At 59.3% G+C, this 19,962-nt stretch carries 18 protein-coding genes; 13 read left to right on the top strand and 5 right to left on the bottom strand.

Going from position 1 to position 19,962, the window contains the following annotated elements; all coding sequences use genetic code 11:
• Both VN887_01555 and VN887_01550 read left to right on the top strand, forming a co-directional pair.
• The coding region (locus VN887_01555) for a S46 family peptidase (GenBank protein HXT38687.1) at window positions 1–265 on the top strand (265 nt) is incomplete at its 5' end.
• Window positions 266–278: 13 nt separating this feature from the next.
• Complete coding sequence (locus VN887_01550) at window positions 279–1,439, top strand: Gfo/Idh/MocA family oxidoreductase (protein HXT38686.1); 1,161 nt, start codon at window positions 279–281, stop codon at window positions 1,437–1,439.
• Window positions 1,440–1,451: 12 nt separating this feature from the next.
• Here VN887_01550 and VN887_01545 read toward each other — a convergent pair whose 3' ends face one another.
• Genes VN887_01545 through VN887_01535 form a run of 3 tightly spaced genes read right to left on the bottom strand, consistent with a single transcriptional unit; the run spans window position 1,452 to window position 4,770 of the window.
• Complete coding sequence (locus tag VN887_01545; protein ID HXT38685.1) at window positions 1,452–2,006, bottom strand: ECF-type sigma factor; 555 nt, start codon at window positions 2,004–2,006, stop codon at window positions 1,452–1,454.
• A gap of 21 nt (window positions 2,007–2,027) precedes the next feature.
• Entirely contained in the window at window positions 2,028–2,597 is a 570-nt protein-coding gene (locus VN887_01540) for an isoprenylcysteine carboxylmethyltransferase family protein (GenBank protein ID HXT38684.1), read from the bottom strand.
• A 34-nt stretch (window positions 2,598–2,631) separates the two neighbouring features.
• A complete protein-coding gene (locus tag VN887_01535; protein HXT38683.1) occupies window positions 2,632–4,770 on the bottom strand; it encodes a protein kinase in 2,139 nt (712 codons plus the stop codon).
• Window positions 4,771–4,934: 164 nt separating this feature from the next.
• Between VN887_01535 and VN887_01530 the strand changes: the two genes are divergently transcribed.
• The 4 genes from VN887_01530 (at window position 4,935) to VN887_01515 (ending at window position 8,391) form a co-directional block, all read left to right on the top strand.
• Window positions 4,935–5,141: a hypothetical protein gene (locus tag VN887_01530; GenBank protein HXT38682.1), complete on the top strand. Its 207-nt coding sequence runs from the start codon at window positions 4,935–4,937 to the stop codon at window positions 5,139–5,141.
• Between the two features lie 17 nt (window positions 5,142–5,158).
• Window positions 5,159–6,058 (top strand): TIM barrel protein, encoded by a 900-nt coding sequence (locus tag VN887_01525; protein HXT38681.1) that lies wholly within the window; start codon window positions 5,159–5,161, stop codon window positions 6,056–6,058.
• A 207-nt stretch (window positions 6,059–6,265) separates the two neighbouring features.
• Window positions 6,266–7,441 carry a metabolite traffic protein EboE gene (gene eboE / locus VN887_01520; GenBank protein ID HXT38680.1) on the top strand — a complete coding sequence of 392 codons (1,176 nt, stop codon included), beginning with the start codon at window positions 6,266–6,268 and terminating at the stop codon, window positions 7,439–7,441.
• Between the two features lie 65 nt (window positions 7,442–7,506).
• Window positions 7,507–8,391 carry a UbiA family prenyltransferase gene (locus VN887_01515; protein ID HXT38679.1) on the top strand — a complete coding sequence of 295 codons (885 nt, stop codon included), beginning with the start codon at window positions 7,507–7,509 and terminating at the stop codon, window positions 8,389–8,391.
• Between the two features lie 54 nt (window positions 8,392–8,445).
• On the opposite strand, the gene VN887_01510 is transcribed toward VN887_01515, so the two are convergent.
• Complete coding sequence (locus tag VN887_01510; GenBank protein HXT38678.1) at window positions 8,446–12,042, bottom strand: PVC-type heme-binding CxxCH protein; 3,597 nt, start codon at window positions 12,040–12,042, stop codon at window positions 8,446–8,448.
• 214 nt (window positions 12,043–12,256) lie between these two features.
• Here VN887_01510 and VN887_01505 point away from each other — a divergent pair, with 214 nt between their 5' ends.
• The 7 genes from VN887_01505 (at window position 12,257) to VN887_01475 (ending at window position 19,633) form a co-directional block, all read left to right on the top strand.
• Window positions 12,257–13,069, top strand: coding sequence for a type II secretion system protein (locus tag VN887_01505; protein ID HXT38677.1), 813 nt, complete (start codon window positions 12,257–12,259; stop codon window positions 13,067–13,069).
• A 121-nt stretch (window positions 13,070–13,190) separates the two neighbouring features.
• Complete coding sequence (locus VN887_01500) at window positions 13,191–14,036, top strand: sugar phosphate isomerase/epimerase (protein ID HXT38676.1); 846 nt, start codon at window positions 13,191–13,193, stop codon at window positions 14,034–14,036.
• 19 nt (window positions 14,037–14,055) lie between these two features.
• Entirely contained in the window at window positions 14,056–14,226 is a 171-nt protein-coding gene (locus tag VN887_01495) for a hypothetical protein (protein ID HXT38675.1), read from the top strand.
• A gap of 122 nt (window positions 14,227–14,348) precedes the next feature.
• Window positions 14,349–15,458 carry a family 16 glycoside hydrolase gene (locus tag VN887_01490; GenBank protein ID HXT38674.1) on the top strand — a complete coding sequence of 370 codons (1,110 nt, stop codon included), beginning with the start codon at window positions 14,349–14,351 and terminating at the stop codon, window positions 15,456–15,458.
• Between the two features lie 14 nt (window positions 15,459–15,472).
• Window positions 15,473–16,348, top strand: a complete 876-nt coding sequence (locus VN887_01485) for a ThuA domain-containing protein (GenBank protein HXT38673.1) — start codon at window positions 15,473–15,475, stop codon at window positions 16,346–16,348.
• A 41-nt stretch (window positions 16,349–16,389) separates the two neighbouring features.
• Window positions 16,390–18,465 (top strand): PVC-type heme-binding CxxCH protein, encoded by a 2,076-nt coding sequence (locus tag VN887_01480; protein HXT38672.1) that lies wholly within the window; start codon window positions 16,390–16,392, stop codon window positions 18,463–18,465.
• Window positions 18,466–18,475: 10 nt separating this feature from the next.
• Window positions 18,476–19,633: a c-type cytochrome gene (locus VN887_01475; GenBank protein ID HXT38671.1), complete on the top strand. Its 1,158-nt coding sequence runs from the start codon at window positions 18,476–18,478 to the stop codon at window positions 19,631–19,633.
• A 21-nt stretch (window positions 19,634–19,654) separates the two neighbouring features.
• On the opposite strand, the gene VN887_01470 is transcribed toward VN887_01475, so the two are convergent.
• Window positions 19,655–19,962: sulfate adenylyltransferase (locus tag VN887_01470; GenBank protein ID HXT38670.1), on the bottom strand; the 308-nt coding region annotated here is incomplete at its 5' end.

Genomic DNA, 19,962 nt, shown 5'->3' with positions numbered 1-19,962 from the left:
CGACTTGAAGACGCCGCTCAACTTCGTGTGCACGGCGGACATCATCGGCGGCAACTCGGGCAGCCCGGTGGTGAACCGGAAAGGCGAATTCGTCGGCATTATTTTCGACGGCAACATTCAGTCGCTCGTGCTTGACTTCGCCTTCACGGACACGCAGGCCCGGGCGGTTTCTGTCTGCTCGCAGTCGATCATCGAGGCCTTGCGCAAGGTTTACGATGCCGGTGCGCTCGCCGATGAATTGACCGGCCGGAAACGCAAAAAATAAACGAGGCTGTGTTATGGTCAAAGTTCGTCTTGGCATCGTTGGCATGGGGAACATCGGCAGGCACCACGCCGGTTACCTGCTCGAAGGAAAAGTGAAACGCTGCGAACTGGCCGCCGTCTGCAGCACCTCGCCGCAGAAGCTCGAAGATTACAAAGCCAAAGGACTGAAAATCTTTGACAGTGGCGAAGCGTTGCTTCAATCGCGCGAAGTGGACGCGGTCATCGTCGCCACGCCGCACTATCAACACACCACTCTCGGGATCGCCGCCCTGGAAACCGGCGTGCATCTGATGGTAGAGAAGCCGATTTCCGCGCACAAAGCCGACGCTGAACGATTGATCGCGGCTGCGAAGAAACACCCCGACCTGAAGTTCAGCGGCATGTTTCAGCTTCGCGTCGAGCCGCGATATCAGAAGATCCAGAAACTCATCGCCGATGGCGACCTCGGCAAGATTGTCCGCATGAGCTGGCTGATCACCGACTGGTTTCGAACCGAGGCCTACTACGCGAGCGGCGGCTGGCGCGCCACCTGGAAAGGGGAAGGCGGCGGCGTGCTGCTCAATCAATGCCTTCACAACCTCGACGTGATCGCGTGGCTGCTCGGCATGCCGGCGCGCGTGCGCGGCTTCTGCCAGCTCGGCCGCTATCACAACATCGAGGTCGAGGACAACGTGACCGCCTACCTGGAATACCCGAACAACGCGACGGGCACGTTCGTGACAAGCACGGGTGAAACGCCCGGCACCAATCGTTTTGAGATTATCGGCTCGCGCGGCAAGCTAGTGCTTGAAAACAACAAGCTGATCTTCAGCCGGAATGACTCGGACACACTCGTGTTCAGTCGAGCGGCGAAGACCGGCTTCGACCACCCGGCGGTGGAGAACGTGGACATTTCGATTCAAAACGCCGCCACCCCGCATGCCACGCTCATGCAAAACTTCGTTGACGCCATTCTCGACGGAACGCCGTTGCTGGTGCCCGGCGAAGAAGGCCTGCATTCGGTCGAGCTCGCGAACGTGATGTTGTATTCCTCGCTCATCGGGCAGACCGTCGAACTGCCGATGGACGGCGCGGCGTTCGAGCAGAAGCTTCAGCAACTGATTGCGGAATCGAAGTTTGAAAAGAAGGTCGTCGAGATCAAGAACGACGATTTCACGAAATCATTTCACCGGTAAGTCCGCTCCCCATCAACCGGCGTTGATTTCCGAGTAGAGCCAGGCACGAGCGTAGGTCCAGTAGCGCTTGGCCGTTGGCTCGGAGATTCCAAGAATCCCGGCTGCTTCCTCGATGGTCATTCCCACGAAGTAACGCAGCTTGACCAGTTCGGCTTTCACCTTGTCTTTCGCGGCCAGGCGGTCGAGTGCCTCGTTGATGGCCAGGAGGTGCCCGTCGTCGGTTTCCGCGGGGATTTCCACGTCCTGCACGTCCACGCGTTGCTGCCCGCCGCCGTGCCGCTGCGCGCGTTTGCGGCGCGCGTTATCGATGAGAATGCGCCGCATGGCCTCGGCCGCGGCGGCGAAGAAATGTGCGCGCCCGGTCCACTTCTTGTCGTCTGCTCCGACCAGCCGGAGATAAGCCTCGTGCACGAGCGCCGTCGGTTGCAACGTCTGACCCGGTTTTTCGTTCGCCATCTTGTGCGCGGCGAGCTTGCGCAGCTCGTGATAGACCAGCGGCAGCAGTTCGTCGGCGGCCACCGGGTCGCCTTTTTCTATCGCGAGCAAGATCCGCGTCACATCGGTCATGCGAAAGGTTTCATTCGGTGTTCACGCAAATGGCAGCAACGCTCCGACTTCCTTCTGGTATTGAACGTATTCGTCTCCAAATTCCTTCACCATGAACCGCTCCTCGCGCCGGCTTTTGAACAGATAGACCACGGTCAGCAAAACCACCGCGATCACACCCCGCAGTTCGCCAAATGCGACGGCGGTGCCGGCAAGACCTGTGATGATACCCGTGTAAATTGGATGCCTGACCAGACGATAGGGCCCGGTTCGAATCAACCGATGCCCTTCTTTCAAGGTAACTGTTGCACTCCAGTTTTGTCCGAGGTGAATGCGCGCCCACACAGCAAAGCCAAGACCCGCAACCAGAATCACAGCCCCAATGGCGAATGCTATTCTGTTCGCCGGCAAAACCCTCCAACCCAACGGACCCGCATGAAACCACGGTGAAAACGTCATTACGAAAACGAAAAACGAGAGTGCCAGATGAACGAACCGCGCACTGCGCGGCTCGGATTCCTTGATTCGCTTGACCCGGGCCGCGGAAACAATCCAGTAAACGGCGAAGGTCGTCCAGACAGACGGGAAAAAACCGTAATGAATCAATTTCATGAGAGTTGCATGCCTTCGCGGATGAACGCTGCGACTACGGTTTTGTGTCTGTTCCGGCGCCGTGTTCGATCAGCGCACGGGCCTCGCGCACCAGCATTTGGGCAGCGATCTGATCGTTGAATTGTGGACTGCCGGGTTTACTCAGCTTTGCGTCGGCAATTTTGAGCCCTTTGCCCAGCGTGGCGCGGGCTTCGTCAACCTGTTTGAGCTGATGCTGGGCCATCGCCAGCACCATGTAGGCCTCGACGGTGCGGTTTGGATCGCTCTCGCGCGGCACAACTTTTTGCAGCCACTCCACCGTGCTGGCGAACCGTCCGTTCCGATATTCGTACAGGCCTTTGACGAACTGAAAATAGTCCCAGAACTGATGGTTGGGTCCTGCCGCGATGGCGGCGTCAACCATTTTGCCAATGGTCTCCAGATCCGTTGCGGGCGGGGAAAGGATCATGCAATCTCGAGCCATTCGTTCGGCGATGGCCGGTTCGGAAGTTCGTGCGAACGCGGCGAGCATTTGCACCCGGAGGCGGCGATAGGCCCCCGGGTCACTCTGTGCCAGCAACGGGGCGAGGCTGTGATAGGCGTCGTGGTCAGTGGGAATCAGTTCAACCACCCGCTCAAAGTCCGCCGCCGCCTCCTGCCACTCTCCGCGGCGGCCGTGAAGGATGCCAAGCACGTTGAGAATTGACGCGCCAGCGGGGTCAGAAACCTGCATGGCGATCTTCTCGGCTTCCGCATATTGATCGCGGCTGATCAAGAGGCCGGCCTGGGTGAGTTTTCGTCCGATTTCACCGCGTATTTCCGCCTGTTGCCGCATTCGATTCTGTTCCTGCTCGGCGGCGACGGCGCGCTGGCGCGCGTGCCTTTCCCGAATATACAGGTACAGCGACAGCCCGAGTCCGATGACCAGCGCGGCCGCAACCGCGCCCACACCGGCAAACGCAGTCTTGTTCCTCCGCACCAGTTTCTGGAAGCGATACATACTGCTCGGCGGGCGCGCGGTGACCGGTTCGTTGTTCAAGTAGCGCTGAATATCCATCGCCAGGCCGTTGGCGGTTTCGAAACGGCGCGTGCGGTCCTTTTCCAGCGCCTTCATCACAATCCAGTCGAGATCACCGCGGAGAAGATTGATCAGCCTCGGAGCTTCCGAGTGGCGGCGTTGCGCGACGACGGTCAGGTCGGCGTCAAGCATCGTGCTCAGGCGCGTCGAGGGGCGCTCCGGTTCCTTCTCGCGGATGGTGCGCCGCATTTCATCGAAGCCGGATTGGAGGAGCTCCTTCGGGTCAAATGGTGTCTTGCCAGTGAGCAATTCATAAAGCAGCACTCCCAGTGCGTAGATGTCGCTCCGCGTATCAATATCAAGGCTCGTCATCACGGCCTGCTCCGGACTCATGTAAGCCGGCGTGCCGATGAACTGCTCGAAGGCCGTGAACAGCGTCTTGTCGGTGAGGCGCTGGTCGGTGGTGGCTTTGGCGATGCCGAAGTCGATCACCTTGGGCACGGGAACGCCGTCGTTGATCGTCACCAGAATATTCGAGGGCTTCAGGTCACGATGGATGATGCCCTTTTGATGTGCGTGCTGAATGGCGTGACAAACCTGAATGAACAGGTCGAGCCGTTGACCGGTCGAGAGTTTCGCCTCGTCACAGTAGTCCGTGATTTTCACTCCGCGCACCAATTCCATGACGAAGAAGGGCCGGCCTGTCTCGGTGGCGCCGGCATCGAGCACCTTGGCGATGTTCGGATGGTCCATCAGCGCCAGCGCCTGGCGCTCGGCTTCGAAACGGGCCACAACGCTTTTGGTGTCCATGCCGAGCTTGATGACCTTGAGCGCCACGCGGCGGCGGACCGGTTCCTCCTGCTCGGCCATGTAAACCACGCCGCAACCGCCCTCGCCGATCTGTTGAAGAAGTTTGTAACGGCCAATGCGGTCGCCTGCTTTCTCGGTCACTGGAACCATGTCGGTTGTGATCACGAAAGTTTTGGCGGAAACAGCGGCCGGCGGTTTCTCAAGGACGCCACCGGTCTGGTCGTGCGCCTGAAGCAAACGCTCAACGCGCTGGCGGAGTTGCGCATCGTTGCCGCAGGCTTCCTTGAGATAGGCCGCGCGCTGGTCCGGCGCCAGTTTCACCGCGTCTTCAAAAATGGTTTCGTCGGGCTGGCTTGATTCGCTCATAGGTCTGGCCGGTAACGTTTCTTCTATCAGACAATGCGAAATCCGGGGAGAAAAAGGATCAGGCATTTTTCACGGGACGTCGGATCCGTTTTAAGGTAAAAATTCGCATGTATTGCCGAAGCAGCCTCAGGCGCGAACGATTGGCGAACGAACACGCTAAGATTATGAGCGAATTCAAATTCTCCTGTCCGCACTGCCAGCAGCATCTCCAGGCGGACGAACAATTCTCCGGGAAACAGATTCAATGCCCGGGATGCAACCACCTGATCACCGTCCCCTTGAGTCCGGCCAAACTGGCCGAAGGGCACAAGACCGTTCAGTCGGGCAAAACGTGGGACACCTTCCTGCCCAGGCAGAAACCGAAAACCTGATCCCGCGCGGAACGAGCATGATCCTCACTGGCATCGGCGACGAGGCGGGCAACACGATTGACGCCCAGATAGCGGCGACAAAGGAGCTCGGCTGGAAATATATCGAAGCGCGCGGCGTAGAAGTGCCGGGCTTTCCCAGGGCGAACCTCCACGACATCCAGGACAAAGCGTTCGACATCGTGGTTGAGAAGCTGAAGGAAAACGACATCGGTGTTTATTGCTTTGGCTCGACGATCATGAACTGGGCGAAGACCGTCGAGACCCCTTGGGATGTGACGCTCGCAGAAGTCAAACGTTGCATCCCGCGCATGCAACGACTCGGCGCGAAATTCGTTCGCATCATGAGCTTCAAACCCAAGGATGACGACGACCGCATCCCTGCCGTCGCCTTCGACCGCGTTTGTGAAGTGACGAGGATGTTTCTCGGCGCCGGCATTCAACCCGTGCACGAGAACTGCATGAACTACGGCGGCATGAGTTGGAAACACGCGCTCGAACTGCTCGACAAGGCACCCGGTCTGAAGTGGGTCTTCGACACCGCCAATCCAGTGTTCAACCCTGATCGCAGCAAACCGAAGCCGTGGCCGCGCCAGGACGCGTGGGAATTCTGGGAACACGTCCGCGATCACGTCGCGCACATTCACGTGAAGGACGCGACGTGGAACCCGGCGAAGAACGACGCCGACTACAACTGGCCCGGCGAAGGCCAGGGGCGCGTGCGCGACATTCTCAAAGACGCCTTTGCGCGCGGGTACGACAAGGGGATTTCCATCGAACCCCACATGGTGGTCGTCTTCCACAACGCAAATTCGAAGGCTTCGGACGAGGAGACGGGCAGGAATTTTGTCGAGTACGGGCGGCGCCTGGAGAAGCTGATCAAGAAAGTCGGGCAAGCCATTATCTTACCCTCTTCCTGAGGACGGTCGGGCGGCCAGGGGCCCAAACAGCGAACCATTCTAAAGGCGCGTCCTGCCACGGCTGGAATCAGGCTTTGGAGTCGTAACAATCCGCGCTTTTCCCGCCAAAACCACCCTTCCGAAATGCGACAAAACAGAAGTGAGGCGCCTCCAAACCGCCCGATTTTTCTCCGCGTCTCCGCGTCTCCGCGGTAAACTCGGTGGCGCATGAAGCTCAATCGCGGCCGCCACCTTGCCTACTGCACCAACATCCATCGCGGCGAGAGCTGGGTCGAAACGCTCGCGGCACTGGAAGAATTCACGCTCGAGGTCAAGCGGCGCATTTGTGCAAACAAGCCTTACGCCATCGGGCTGCGCCTGAGCGACCGGGCGTCGCGCGAGCTTTCGGAAAAGACAACGTTGCTGGCTTTCCAGCACTGGCTCGACCGGCACGGCTGCTACGTTTTCACGATCAATGGATTTCCCTACGGCCAGTTTCATGGCGCACGTGTGAAGGAACAGGTTTATGCGCCGGACTGGACGACGACCGGGCGTGTCGAATACACAAACCGTCTTTTCGATCTGCTCGCGCAACTTGTGCCTGACGGCGTCGAAGGCAGCGTTAGCACCGTGCCCGGTTCGTTCAAGGAATTCATCAAGACGCGGGAGCAGGAGCGCGTGATGCGAAACAACCTCTGGCGCTGCGTCGAACACATCGCGCTGTTGAGCGCACGGACGGGAAGGAAACTGCACCTCGGCCTGGAGCCGGAGCCACTCTGCTACCTGGAAACCAGCGCCGAGGCCGTGGAGTTCTTCGACCAGTTGCGCGCCGACCGTCCGAAGGACCCGCGCCTTGACGAGCATCTGGGTGTCAATTACGACACCTGCCATCTCGCGGTCGAATTCGAGGAACCGCGCGATGTCGTCCGCCGCTTTCGAGAACACGGGGTCAAAATCAGCAAGCTCCACTTCAGTTCCGCGCTCAAGGTCCGTCCAACGCCGGAAACGCGCGCGGCATTGAAGGCTTTTGCCGACGACATTTATTTTCACCAGGTCGTCGAACGCGCTGCGGACGGCTCGCTCCGTCGGCACCGCGACCTCGATGTTGCCCTCTGCCAACCATCGACTCCTGATCCTCAACTTGCCGGCGAGTGGCGCATCCATTTCCATATTCCGCTGCACAGCAAACCGAGCGCACTGTTCGACACGACCACCGATCATCTGCTCGGGGTTATGGTTATCCTGAAAGACGACCCTTCGCTTTGCCCGCACATCGAAATGGAAACTTACACGTGGGAGGTATTGCCGCCGGAGTTGAAGGGCCGCAACGTCGTGGACCAGCTTGTCGCGGAATATGAATGGACGCTGGCCCGCCTGGCCGAGCGTGGTATAAACGTGTTGTGACGCGGATGCTGTTTATGTGCTCTGTGTTGCTTTTTCCGGGTGTCCTGCTTTCTTAAGCGGGCACCATGCTGCTGCAACTCACCAAAAGCCAGCCGACGCCCTATTGGCGGACGCTGCTTGTCCTGGGGCGCGTTTCCAACCTGCCGACCGTTTGGTCGAATTGTCTTGCGGGCTGGCTGCTCGCGGGCGGAGGCAGCGCATGGATGTTTCTGGTGCTTTGCCTGGGCGCGACCTGTCTCTACCTCGGCGGGATGTTTTTGAATGACGCCTTCGACGTCGAGTTCGACCGCGAATATCGCAAGGAACGCCCGATTCCTTCGGGACAAATCACGCTCGACGAGGTCTGGCGCTGGGGATTCGGCTGGCTCGGGGCCGGGACGGTCATTCTGATTCTGGTCGGCAAAACCACCGGCGCGCTGGCGGTGGCACTGCTCATTTGCATTATCGTTTATGACGCGGTCCACAAACACCTGGATTTTTCCCCGGTGCTCATGGCCGCGTGCCGTTTTTTTCTTTATCTCGTCGCGGCATCAACGGCGATCCAAGGGGTGACCGGGCTGGCGGTCTGGAGTGCGTTGGCGCTCGGCACCTACGTCGTCGGGCTGAGTTTTCTGGCGCGACAGGAAAGCACGCGTGGGACGCTGAATACATGGCCTTGCTATCTGCTGGCGGCGCCCATTCTGCTCGCCCTGCTGGTCAATACGGAAGACTACCGTCAGGCGGCCCTCTTGCTGTCAGCGATACTCGGATTGTGGATCGTGCGCTGTGTCCGCCACGCCTTCCTCGTGTCCGACCCGAACGTCGGTCGCGCCGTCGGTGGACTGCTCGCCGGCATTGTGCTCGTGGATTTGCTTGCAGTGGCGGGCGGACAAACAGCCTGGAGCGGGCTTGCGTTCACGCTGTTGTTCGGCGTTGCCCTGTTGTTCCAGCGAATCGTTCCGGCGACTTGAGCGGCGGCAGCCGGCGCGGACAACGCAGGGTTGAATGCGCACTGCCGACGGATACTACCTGACGGCGACAGTCGAGTTGACGTACCGCAGTTCCGGATCGTTCCAGTACCCCAACGCAGTCTTGTCACCACTGGCACAGTTTTCGAGCCGCAGTGCGATCGTCTTTCCGGCAAATGGCGAGAGATCCACTTTGATTCCCCTCCACCGCCCGTCGTCGATGATCTGCGTCGCAAGCGACCGACTGTCAGCTATCACGCGCAATTCCCATTCGCCTTCTTCGCCCGCGGCGACATTGACCGTCAGCATCGTCGTCCGGCCTGCGGGCACGTTCACGGAGCGTTCCAGAACGGCACCCTTTTCGTTGCTGAAAGGATGTGTCACCAGCACATTGCTGCGTCCGGCGAATTCGACCAGCTTGCGCGGCGCACTTTCCGTTTCGGGACAAATGACACGCCATTCGGGATTCCACAGGGCGACGGATTCACCGTCGCCGTCGGACGAACGGGCAGACTTGTTCCCCGGCATGTCCTCTCCGGTAAGTTCCTTCCAAAGCTGCGGCGTCATCGGACGGTTTTGCTGCGGCGGATTGAGGATGTACCAGATGAGGTTTCGGAAATCCGCGTCGGGTATTTGTTCCAATCCTTCCGGCATGACGGACAACTCGCTCACGCGCCGGCTGGCGATGTCCGGCTTGGCGATCACGTCCTCTTTCGGTCCCGACGACAGCAGTTTCACGTGTGTGTCGGTGTCTTCGACGAGACGTCCACTGATGCTTCGGCCATCCTTCGTCTCGATCTCGACATTTTCGTAGCCTTTGCCAACCACTTCGCTCGGATTGATGACGTTGTGCAGCAGGGCGTCGAGCGTCGAGCGACCCACGCCGGTCAGATCGGGGCCAACCTCCGCGCCTTCGCCATAAAACTTGTGGCAGACCAGGCAGGTCTTCTTCATCACCTCATGGCCGGCTTTTAAATCAACCGGGCCGCTCAAAACGAGCCTCCGCTTTGCGGCAATCAGCTTGAGCTTGTCGGCATCCGGCTCGCGGAAGCGGCCAATCGCCTTCTTCGCCAGGTCGCGCACGGAAGCGTCCTTCGCCTGAAACAACGCCCGAATGACCGTGGTGGGAATCTCTGACGCCGCAATCCTTTTATCCTCGATTGCGCCAAGAAATACCCTGCTCCAGTTGCCACGCGAAGCCAGGACTTCGGCGGTCGTGCGGCGAACCACTGGCGAAAAATCCGGCCAGTGTTTGACGATCGCTTCAGCGACGCCGCCGTCGCCGCCGATTTCGCCCAGCGCACGCAGGGCCTCGATCAGAACGCGCTCCTGCTTTTCCTGCGCGATGAGCTTCAGCATCCCGCTGCGGGCATCTTCATTTTTCAACTGGCGCACCACCTGGATGGCTTTGATGCGTTCATCGGTACCGGCCCCGGGATTGCCCGCGAGCTTCAGCGCACCCAGCATCGCGCCTGCGTCGCCCCACAACGCGCCTAGTTCCTGCGCGCGGGCGGAGACCCCGGGAGTGGAGAATTTTGCAAATCGGCGAACGACCTCCACCGTCGAAGGACTCGGGATGATGGCCCTGCCGCGTTGACCTTCGATCAATCCGTTGAGCGCGGCAAGGACGGCCGGTGCCTCCTTCTCCGTCAGGTTGGCAAGCGCGGCTACGGACTGGTCCAGCTTCTCCGGATCGCGCAGGTCGCAGACACGCCGCATGATCTTGGTGAGAATGATGCCGGAAAGCGGCATCTGCGGCATCGCGCCGTCCTTTTTGTAGAAACCAATGGCGTGAATTGGATCGTAGGCGACGATCGGCTCCAACGCCATCCAGTACATGAAGGGAATCAAAGGGTCCTTTGCGTCGAATGAGCTGAACCACAGCCCGCTCAAAACTGGGCCGGTGATCACTTCGCGCACGGGCACAGCTGGCGGCGTGTCCACGGTCAGCGAGCCGGACACGAATTGCCGGGCAGCTGTGGCGACCGCGAGTCGAACTGAAGGATCGGGGTCCGCCGCGAGTTTGGCCAGCCGTTTGATGGCATCGCCGAGCGGGTAACCGCGCTCACCCGTCAGGCGCGCCGCCCAGGCGCGCATGGCTGGTTCTTTGTCTTCGGCGGGAGTATCGAGCACTTCATCTTCGAGCATCCCCGCGCTGTGGAGCGTCCACAGGGCCGCGAGTCTGGATTCCACGGTCGGACCCTTCTGCATCAAAACGTGCAGCGGAGTGTCATCGTGCAGCGTTTTTGCGCCCGGCAAATCTCGCCGTTCGCTCAACAGCCGCTGCGCCATGCGACGCTGCCAGACGTTCGGATGCTCCAGGAGTTTTACGAGATCGAGCGAGTCGAGTTTCGCCAGGTCCATGGTTGCGGCGGGCCGGCTCGGCACCGGTTTGCCCGGTTTGTCTCCGACATAAACCACGCGCCAGATGCGGCCATGCTCACGGTCCACACCGTCGGGATCGGCATTGGCGTTCTGGTAGCACGGATAGCGGTCATACCAATCCATGACCCAGACCGCGCCATCGGGTCCGGTTTGTGTGCTCACGGGACGAAACCACGCGTCACTCGTGGTGAGAAAATCCTCGCGCGCCGACGCCTTGAAACTTGATCCGTTTGGCGTGAGGTGATCGTGGTTGATGGCGCTTTGATGGATGTTGCCGATCAGCACCTCGCCGAGCCACTCCTTCGGAAACTGGTCGCCCTGATAAATGTCCACGCCTGCGTACGCGGCCATGAAATGTTTGTGATCCACGATGGAGGGCAACAGTTCGTAAGTGTAGGGATTCGCCGGCGTGCCGCCCTGGCGAACGTAAACGCCGCCGGGTGCCATGTGGAAAAAATGGTCGATGACGCACGCGCTGACGAACGCATTGCCGTAACGATCGAAGTCCACACCCCACGGATTGCTCGTGCCATCGGCGACCACTTCAAACTTTTTCGTGCGTGGATTGAACCGAGCCACCGCGGCGGTCATCTCCACGCCGGGGTCGTCCGGCCTGGCCGGGTCCCTGACCAGGGAACGCGTGAACACCCCGTGAGTCAGGTAAAGCCATCCGTCCGGTCCCCAGGTGAAACTGTTCAACAACTCGTGCCGGTCCTCCATGCCGAAGCCGGTCATCAGCACGTCGCGTGTGTCGGCCACGTCGTCGCCATTCGTGTCGCGTAGAAAATAAAGATTTGGCGCCGCGCCCAGGTAAACACCGCCGTTGCCGAGCGCGATCCCGGTGGCGAGGTTGAATCCATCCGCGAACACGGTGACTTTGTCGGCACGCCCGTCGCCATCGGTGTCCTCGAGGATCTTGATGCGATCGCGCGGTTTTTCGCCGGGCTTCGCGCCGAGCGGATACTCGTAAAGCTCCACCACCCACAGCCGCCCGCGCTCGTCCCACGTCATCGCGACCGGATTGACCACCTCCGGTTCGGCGGCAAAGAGCCTGACTTCAAAGCCGGGAGGCACGACGAACTTTTTTTGCGATTCTTCCGGCGGCAGCGCGGGTGTGGACGCCGGCGCGAACTGGCCGGTGAGCTGTTTGCCCGGCGAGTTGTTCTTGTAGATGGGAAAATTGTAAATCTTGCCGGGTCGTTCCGCGGCGCAGGCAGCGCACGCGAACGCGAAAGCGAGAATTGCCGGGGCGGCGGGGCGGAATCTCATAGCGTGCGACTATTAAGTTGAAATCCACGGAGAGGGTCAAATGGTTTGTCGCTCGCGGATTGGCCGCCGGGCGGCCGCGATGCCACGGTCCGCCGATTGTTCTGGTGTGCGCTCAAACGCACAGGTTTTCGGTTCTGATGGAACATTGACGCGGTGGAGCCAAACCGCTAATTTGCTTCGCGTCGCCCAATGAACATCTGACCGAAGGTTTTTTATGCCGAAATCAACTCACAATCCTAGCCGATGCCAAGGGGTCAATTCACAAAAAAAGTCCGCCTTCACCCTCATTGAACTGCTGGTTGTCATCGCCATCATTGCCATTCTTGCTGGATTGCTGTTGCCGGCGTTGTCCAGAGCCAAATTAAAAGCCAACGCCATCAGTTGCCTGAACAATTTAAGGCAGCTTACCATAGCGGCGGTTGTTTACAGTGGTGACTACAATGACAGGATTATCGCCAACCTGCTCGCGACGACCAACGCGTGGATCGGCGGAGACGTTTCTTCCCTGCCCGGAGCCACGAACATTGCTGACATTCGCAACGGGCGCCTGTTTCCCTACAACGGTTCGGAACAGATTTACCGATGCCCGAATGACAAATTGCCCTTCAAGATAGGGGGCAAGACGGTTGTCCGTGTTCGGAGCTGTTCGCTCAACGGGATGATGGGTGAAAATACCGACTGGGTGCCCGCCTCCGTTCACCCAAACATCCCGGAGAATAGAAAATTCTCAGATATAAAGGATCCTGGATCCTCGCAAGCCAACTTTTTTGTGGACGAGAATGCCGATAGCATCGACGACGGGTATTTTGCTGTGGATTCCTGGCAATCGGCAAATTGGCGCAATACATTGGCCAGTCGCCACGGTAATGGAACGGTGCTGTCCTTTTCCGACGGTCACGCAGAACAGTGGCGATGGCTGGAGGCAAAGACTCATTTACTGAAAGGACTGAACGCTCCGACGATACCCACCGATAGAGATCTGCGTCGGCTCAAAGAAGCAACCTACCCCGCGGGTAAGTTCAAGTGAGCCTTCGACAGTCGTGAAACGCGTGACTTGCCCTGCCGGGCAAGTTTGCGTGCGTTTGCGTACTGCCCGCAAAAACTTTTGACACTTTCCTTGGTTCGTCTAGCCTGTCCCAAATTCCATTATGAGATTTGGCATCAACACCTTTTTGTTCACTTCTCCCTTCACAGACGCCAGCACCAGGCTTTTCAAAACGTTCAAGCGATGGGGATTCGAGACGGTCGAGATCCCGATCGAAGACACGTCCCACGTTGATCCCACTCACGTGAAGCGCGAACTGGACCGGCACGGGCTGGTGTGCGGATCGGTTTGCGCCTGCATGGGGCCTGGCCGCGATTTTCGCGGCACGCCCGAGGAGCAACGGACGGCGATGGTTTATTGCAAGGCGCTGCTCGACCAGATGGTGCTGCTGGATTGTCCGTCGCTCATCGGCCCGGTTTACAGCGTCGTGGGCAAGGCCGACGCGGTCGAGCCGGCGCGGCAAAAGCAGGAATGGGCAATGGTGGTGAAGAACGTGAAGGAACTCGCTCGATACGCGGCGGCGCGCGGCCGCCAGATCTGCATCGAGCCGCTCAACCGCTTCGAGACCGACTTTCTCAACACCTGCGACAAGGGCCTCAAGCTGATCGGGGCGGTTGGCTCCGACGCCGTGACGATGCACCTTGACACCTTTCACATGAATATCGAGGAAAAGGACCAGGCGGCGGCGATCCGCAAGGCCGGCAAACGTCTCGGTCATTTTCACGCCTGCGGCAGTGATCGCGGCACACCGGGAAACGATCACATTGACTGGAAATCCATCGCCGCCGCGCTCAAAGCGGTCAAATACGACGGCGATGTGGTGATTGAGTCCTTCACCACCGACGTCAAGGTCATCGCAAGGGCCGCTGCCATCTGGCGCAAGATCGAGCCGAACCGCAACGACATCGCGGTGAAAGGACTGAAGTTTTTGAAGCGAGCATTGAAATGAACGCTCCGCGGCAGAGTGAATGATGCGAACTCTCGTGATCGCGGTCGGGTCGCTGGTTTTTGTCGGTGGCGTATTTTTGTTCCTCGGGAACGTCATCGGGTTTTTCCGTACGTTTCCGCTTGCGGGTTACCTGACGATCCTGGCGGGCGGCGCGATCTACAAAGCGGGGTCGAAGATGGGGAATCCCTGAGCACCGGCTCGACGCGCCGGGGAACAACGAAGAGAAGACTGATTTCCGCCCGTTGGGGCCGGGAGCGTCGCGTGAATCCACGCGATGGGATTGGCGTCAGAACACTTGACTCAGAAAACATTATGAAACGACTGATCTGCACGTGTGCGCTCGTTGTCGCTGCGGCCGCACCTTTTTCGACTGTTGCCGCCGAAAAAGAAGGCGAAGCCGGGTTCAAGCCCCTGTTTAACGGCAAGGACCTGACCGGCTGGGCCGGACGCCCCCAGCACTGGTCCGTCGAGGACGGCGCAATCACCGGGCGCACGACCCGGGAGCACCCGGCCGAAGGAAACAATTTCCTGATCTGGCGGCCCGAGGGAAAGGACGGCGTCGTCTCGGATTTTGAATTGCGCCTTTCCTATAAAATCGTGCCGAACAACACCACTGGCTTCGCCAATTCCGGCATTCAATATCGCAGCAAGGATTTCGGCAACTTCGTGGTCGGCGGTTACCAGGCCGATTTTGAAGCGGGCAAAACTTACTCCGGCATTCTCTACGAAGAGCGGATGGACGGCATCCTGGCACAACGCGGGCAGAAAACGGTCGTGAAGACCGTCGAGGGCAAGACCAAGGTGGAAGTCGTCGGTTCTCTGGGGGCATCCGGAGACATTCAGGCAAAGATTCACGACAAGGATTGGAACGATTACGTCGTCATCGCGAAGGGAAATCACCTGCAGCATTTCATCAACGGTGTGCAGACGGTGGACGTCGTGGACGAACGCACCGGCGGCAAAGCGGCGAAGGAAGGGGTCCTCGCATTGCAACTGCACGCGGGCGAACCCATGACGGTGCAGTTCAAAGATATTCGAATCAAGGAAACTGCCGCCGCCAATGCCGCGAAATCGGACCTCGAGCAGTTACAAGGCGAATGGGTACCGGTCGAGATCGTCGCGAACGGGGACAAGGCGTCGCAGGATGCCCTTGACGATATACGGGTCAAGATCACGGGCAATCGATACTCCGTTGAATCGAACAATCCCAGCCAGGGCACGTTCAAAATCGTTGAAGGATCCGCGCCTAAACAAATGGATGTGACCGGCGACGACGGCACTGAATTACCGGCCATCTATGAGGTTTCCGGAGACACGTTCAAGGCCTGTTATTCGATCAACGGTGCGTCGCGGCCGACCGAATTCAAGTCCGCGGAAGGTTCGGACCACGTTTTCGCCGTTTACAAGCGCAAGTCACAATAAACACTGTCTGCCTCATGAAACAAATCACCCTCTCTTTGCTGACCGCGGCACTGTGCCTGAACGTCAGTGCGCGGGCCGCTGAAAGGAAAATAGTCCTGGTCGCTGGCCATCCGAGCCACGGACCGGGGGAGCACGAATTCAACGCGGGCGTACGGTTGCTCGACAAGTGTCTGAAAGCCGTGCCCGGTGTAAAGCCGGCGTTTTATTTGAACGGCTGGCCGAAAGACCCGCACGCCTTCGACGGAGCAGACGCAATCCTGTTTTTCATGGATGGCGGCGCCGGCCATCCGATCATCCAGGACGACCACCTGAAAATCATCGGCGACCTGATGAAAAAGGGCGTGGGCCTCGCGTGCGTGCATTACGCCGTCGAAGTGCCGAAAGACAAAGGTGGGCCCGAGTTTCTCGACTGGATTGGCGGGTATTACGAGGACCGCTGGTCCACCAATCCGCATTGGGATGCGGACTTCACCAGCATTCCCAGGCACCCCATCACTCGCGGCGTGAAACCGTTCAAGATTCGCGATGAGTGGTATTACAACATTCGTTTTCGCCCGGACATGAAAGGCATCACACCGATCCTCGTCGGCAAGCCGGACGATGAAATACGGCAGGGGAAATCTTCTTCGCCGCGCGGGCCGTATCCCCACATTGTCGCGGCGAGTGGACGCGAGGAAGTCCTCGCGTGGGCGGTCGAACGACCCGATGGCGGGCGCGGCTTTGGGTTCACCGGCGCGCATTTCCACAAAAACTGGGGAAATGAAAACTTCCGCAAGATCGTTTTGAATGCGTTGTTATGGACGGCGCATGTCGAAGTTCCCCCCAACGGCGTGGAATGCGCGGTGACGGATGACGACCTGAAGCAGAACCTCGATCCGAAGGGAAAATAGCATTTCACGACCGACCACTTCCCTTCTCAAACGAAACAGCCATGAACACACCATTCCGTAATCACACAGCTTTATTCTTGGGTGCAGCTCTTGCCGGCGCGGCAGGCTCCGCCTTCGCCGCCAACCCGGCGGGTGTCGGACCCGAAGCCGCGCGTGAATCCGTCAAACGGTTTACCGTGGCCGGGGGACTGGAGGCGTCGCTCTTCGCATCGGAGCCGATGGTCCGCAACCCAACCGACATGGATATTGATGCGGGCGGCCGCGTGTGGATCACCGAAGGCGTCAACTATCGTTCGTCGTTTCAGAAGTGGGGCATCCTCCAACCCGCCGGCGATCGCATCGTGATCCTCGAAGACACGAATGGCGACGGGGTCGCGGACAAGGAGACCGTTTTCTACCAGGATCCGAGCATTAATGCCGCGCTGGGTATTTGTGTGCTCGGCAACAAAGTCATTATTTCCAGTTCGCCGAACGTGTTCGTGCTCACGGACACGAACGGGGACGGCAAAGCCGACAAACGCGAACTGCTTTTTACCGGCATCAAGGGACATGACCACGATCATGCGGTGCATGCGTTCACCTTCGGCCCGGACGGCAAGCTCTATTTCAACTTTGGCAACGAGGGCAAAGAGCTTCACTATCCGGTCAACAGGGATGTGCCGCTGCACGGCGTGATTGACAAAGTGGAGATGAAGCCGGTCATTGATCTCGACGGCAATGAGGTGAACAACCGCGGCAAGCCGTACCGGATGGGGATGGTGTTTCGCTGCAACCCGGACGGCAGCGGAGTCGAGACCCTCGCGTGGAACTTTCGCAACAACTACGAAGTTGCCGTCGATTCCTTTGGCACGCTCTGGCAGTCGGACAACGACGACGACGGCAACTTCGGAGTGCGCATCAACTACGTGATGGAATACGGCAACTTCGGTTACGCCGACGAAATGACCGGCGCGGGTTGGCCGACCGGATGGGGCAAGGCGAAGGCGAAAGGCGCGCCCGAGGACGAAAAGGTTTTCTATGAGTGGCACCAGTACGATCCGGGTGTTGTGCCGAACCTGTTGCACACCGGCGCTGGGTCGCCAACGGGCATCCTGGTTTATGAAGGCAGGCTTCTGCCCGAGGTGTTCCGCGGCCAGATCATTCATTGCGATGCCGGACCCCGTGTCGTGCGCGCTTATCCCGCGCAACCCGAAGGCGCCGGTTACAAGGCCGAAATCAAAGACATCCTGACCACCGGCGATAATTGGTTCCGTCCGTCCGACGTTTACGTTGCTCCGGATGGTTCGATTTATGTCGCGGATTGGAATGACGCGGGTGTGGGCGGCCATTACATGGCAGACCAGAAACTTGACGCCATGACCGGCCGCATCTATCGCGTCGCGCCAAAAGGCAACAAACCTTACGTAGCGAAGTTGAACCTGACCACGGGCGCGGGCTGCGTCGAGGCGCTGCAATCGCCGAACCTCTCCACACGGTACCTCGCCTGGACGCGGCTGCACGAAATGCAGGGCAAGGCGGAGAAGGACCTGCTCAAGTTATGGAAAAGCGGCGACACGAGGATGCGCGCCCGCGCGGTCCACTTGCTTGCGCGCATCAAGGGCGACGAAAAAAAGTATGTCGAGCAGGCGATGAAGGATGACAGTCCCGACATTCGCATCACGGGCCTGCGCATCGCCCGGGAACTGAAGCTCGACGTGATTCCTTACGTGAAAACGCTGGCGAAAGACTCCTCGCCGCAAGTCCGACGGGAATGCGCCATCGCATTGCGGCACCACCAGTCCCCTGAAGCGCCAAAACTCTGGGCGCAACTCGCCTCGCAGCACGACGGCAGGGATCGTTGGTATCTCGAAGCTCTCGGGATTGGCGCGGACCGGCAATGGGACAAATTCTTCAGCACCTGGCTGGCGGAAGTCGGCGACAAATGGAACACCTCCGCGGGCCGCGACATCGTCTGGCGGTCGCGCAGCCGGAAAACACCGGAATTGCTGGTCAAAATCATCAACGACAAAAGCCTGAGCGCAAAGGAACGTGACCACTATTTCCGGGCGCTCGATTTCGTTGCCGGGCCGGAAAGGGATGCGGCACTCGCCGAACTCGCGGCCGGTTCACTGCAGTAAAAACAAGCGAATGGGCACGCCGGTCCGCCCTTTTTCCATCCGTTCCGTGGCCGGCGGAGCATGGGTGATTTGTGGCGCCGCATTGTTCGCGTTGTTCGCCGCAGCACAGGCTCCCGACACGGAACGCCTCAACACGATGATTGAGGCATTGAACCGGCTCAGCCCCGAACAGGTCACCGCAAACCCGAAACTTAAGGCGGCTCTCGACAATGTGCTCGGCGCCACCCGCGGCACGCCGCAATTCGTCGAGCTGGTAAAAAAGTTCGATGTTCGTGATCAGGCCCCGGCGTTAATCGAAACCGCGGTCCGGACCACGAACAGTACCACCGCCGCCGAAGCCATGCGGCTGGTGTTGCAGGACGGCGGCGGAGAACTTGTCAGGAAGGCGCTTGACGACGAAAACGTCACGAATGCGACCCGGATCGTCGCGGCGCTGGGCAGCACCGGCGGAAAGGAGATTGTACCGCTGCTGAAACCGGTTGTCGCCGACTCGAAGCGCGAGGTTTCGGTGCGCAAACAGGCCGTGCATGCGCTGGCGCAAACGCAGGAAGGCGCCGTGGCGTTGCTTCAGCTCGCCAGGGATCAAGAACTGCCCGACGATGTGAAATTCGCGGCCAGTTCGGACCTCAACGGCGCTCGCTGGCCGGCGATCAAGGCGGAGGCCGCGCGATTGCTGCCGCTGCCGCAGGGAAAAGACGCGCAACCGCTCGCGCCGATTTCCGAACTGGTAAAAATAAGTGGCGATGCGAAACGCGGCGCGGAGGTTTTCCGGCGCGACGCTGTCGGCTGTGTCAAGTGTCATCAGGTCAACGGCGAAGGCGTCGATTTTGGCCCGAACCTGTCCGAGATCGGCACCAAGCTGGGAAAGGAGGCGCTCTACGAATCAATCCTTGACCCAAGCGCCGGTATTTCGTTCGGTTACGAAGCGTGGCAAATCGAATTGAAGAATGGTGATGAAGCGTACGGTTTGATCGTCAGCGAGACCGCGGATGAACTCGCGGTCAAAGCCGTCGGCGCCGTCGTGACGCGCTACAGGAAAAGTGACATCACGAAACGCGAACAGCAAAGGCTTTCCATCATGCCTGCCGGTTTGCAGCAAACGATGTCGGCGCAGGATCTCGTGGATCTGGTCGATTACCTGTCGGCGCTGAAGAAGGCGGCGAAATAAGCCTGCGCAGCCAGCCGGCTTTCAGATCGCGAAGTCGTTGTATTCCGGTTTCACCAGCTCAGTGGGCGGATTCAACATGCCGGCGGCGACAGTGAGATTGGTTCCCTGCTCGATGAGGATGAACGAGCCCGTCAGCCGGTTGGTTCCATACCCGTCGAAGACCAGCGGCCGGGCTGCGCGCAGACGGATCTCTCCAATGTCATTCATCTCGAGTTCGGCGGGTTCGGGTTCCGGATCGAAGGTCGAAATATTCACGCGGTGTTCGATGGCGGTGACAACAGATTGAACAGTCTGGGTGGTGTGCTTCAGAAAGTATTTCTTATTCCGCT

This window comes from Candidatus Angelobacter sp. (assembly GCA_035607015.1).
Classification (GTDB): Bacteria; Verrucomicrobiota; Verrucomicrobiia; order Limisphaerales; family AV2; genus AV2.
Note: the sequence above shows the minus strand (reverse complement) of the source record. Positions and strands in the feature narration are given on the sequence as shown.

Excerpts from the sequence above, each read along its gene's own strand:
- VN887_01545 (HXT38685.1), bottom strand. The coding sequence starts at position 2,006 with ATGACCGATGTGACGCGGATCTTGCTCGCGATAGAAAAAGGCGACCCG.
- eboE (HXT38680.1), top strand. The coding sequence starts at position 6,266 with ATGAAGCTCAATCGCGGCCGCCACCTTGCCTACTGCACCAACATCCAT.
- VN887_01515 (HXT38679.1), top strand. The coding sequence starts at position 7,507 with ATGCTGCTGCAACTCACCAAAAGCCAGCCGACGCCCTATTGGCGGACG.
- VN887_01500 (HXT38676.1), top strand. The coding sequence starts at position 13,191 with ATGAGATTTGGCATCAACACCTTTTTGTTCACTTCTCCCTTCACAGAC.
- VN887_01535 (HXT38683.1), bottom strand. The coding sequence starts at position 4,770 with ATGAGCGAATCAAGCCAGCCCGACGAAACCATTTTTGAAGACGCGGTG.
- VN887_01490 (HXT38674.1), top strand. The coding sequence starts at position 14,349 with ATGAAACGACTGATCTGCACGTGTGCGCTCGTTGTCGCTGCGGCCGCA.
- VN887_01540 (HXT38684.1), bottom strand. The coding sequence starts at position 2,597 with ATGAAATTGATTCATTACGGTTTTTTCCCGTCTGTCTGGACGACCTTC.
- VN887_01505 (HXT38677.1), top strand. The coding sequence starts at position 12,257 with ATGCCGAAATCAACTCACAATCCTAGCCGATGCCAAGGGGTCAATTCA.
- VN887_01485 (HXT38673.1), top strand. The coding sequence starts at position 15,473 with ATGAAACAAATCACCCTCTCTTTGCTGACCGCGGCACTGTGCCTGAAC.
- VN887_01550 (HXT38686.1), top strand. The coding sequence starts at position 279 with ATGGTCAAAGTTCGTCTTGGCATCGTTGGCATGGGGAACATCGGCAGG.
- VN887_01530 (HXT38682.1), top strand. The coding sequence starts at position 4,935 with ATGAGCGAATTCAAATTCTCCTGTCCGCACTGCCAGCAGCATCTCCAG.
- VN887_01475 (HXT38671.1), top strand. The coding sequence starts at position 18,476 with ATGGGCACGCCGGTCCGCCCTTTTTCCATCCGTTCCGTGGCCGGCGGA.
- VN887_01525 (HXT38681.1), top strand. The coding sequence starts at position 5,159 with ATGATCCTCACTGGCATCGGCGACGAGGCGGGCAACACGATTGACGCC.
- VN887_01495 (HXT38675.1), top strand. The coding sequence starts at position 14,056 with ATGATGCGAACTCTCGTGATCGCGGTCGGGTCGCTGGTTTTTGTCGGT.
- VN887_01510 (HXT38678.1), bottom strand. The coding sequence starts at position 12,042 with ATGAGATTCCGCCCCGCCGCCCCGGCAATTCTCGCTTTCGCGTTCGCG.
- VN887_01480 (HXT38672.1), top strand. The coding sequence starts at position 16,390 with ATGAACACACCATTCCGTAATCACACAGCTTTATTCTTGGGTGCAGCT.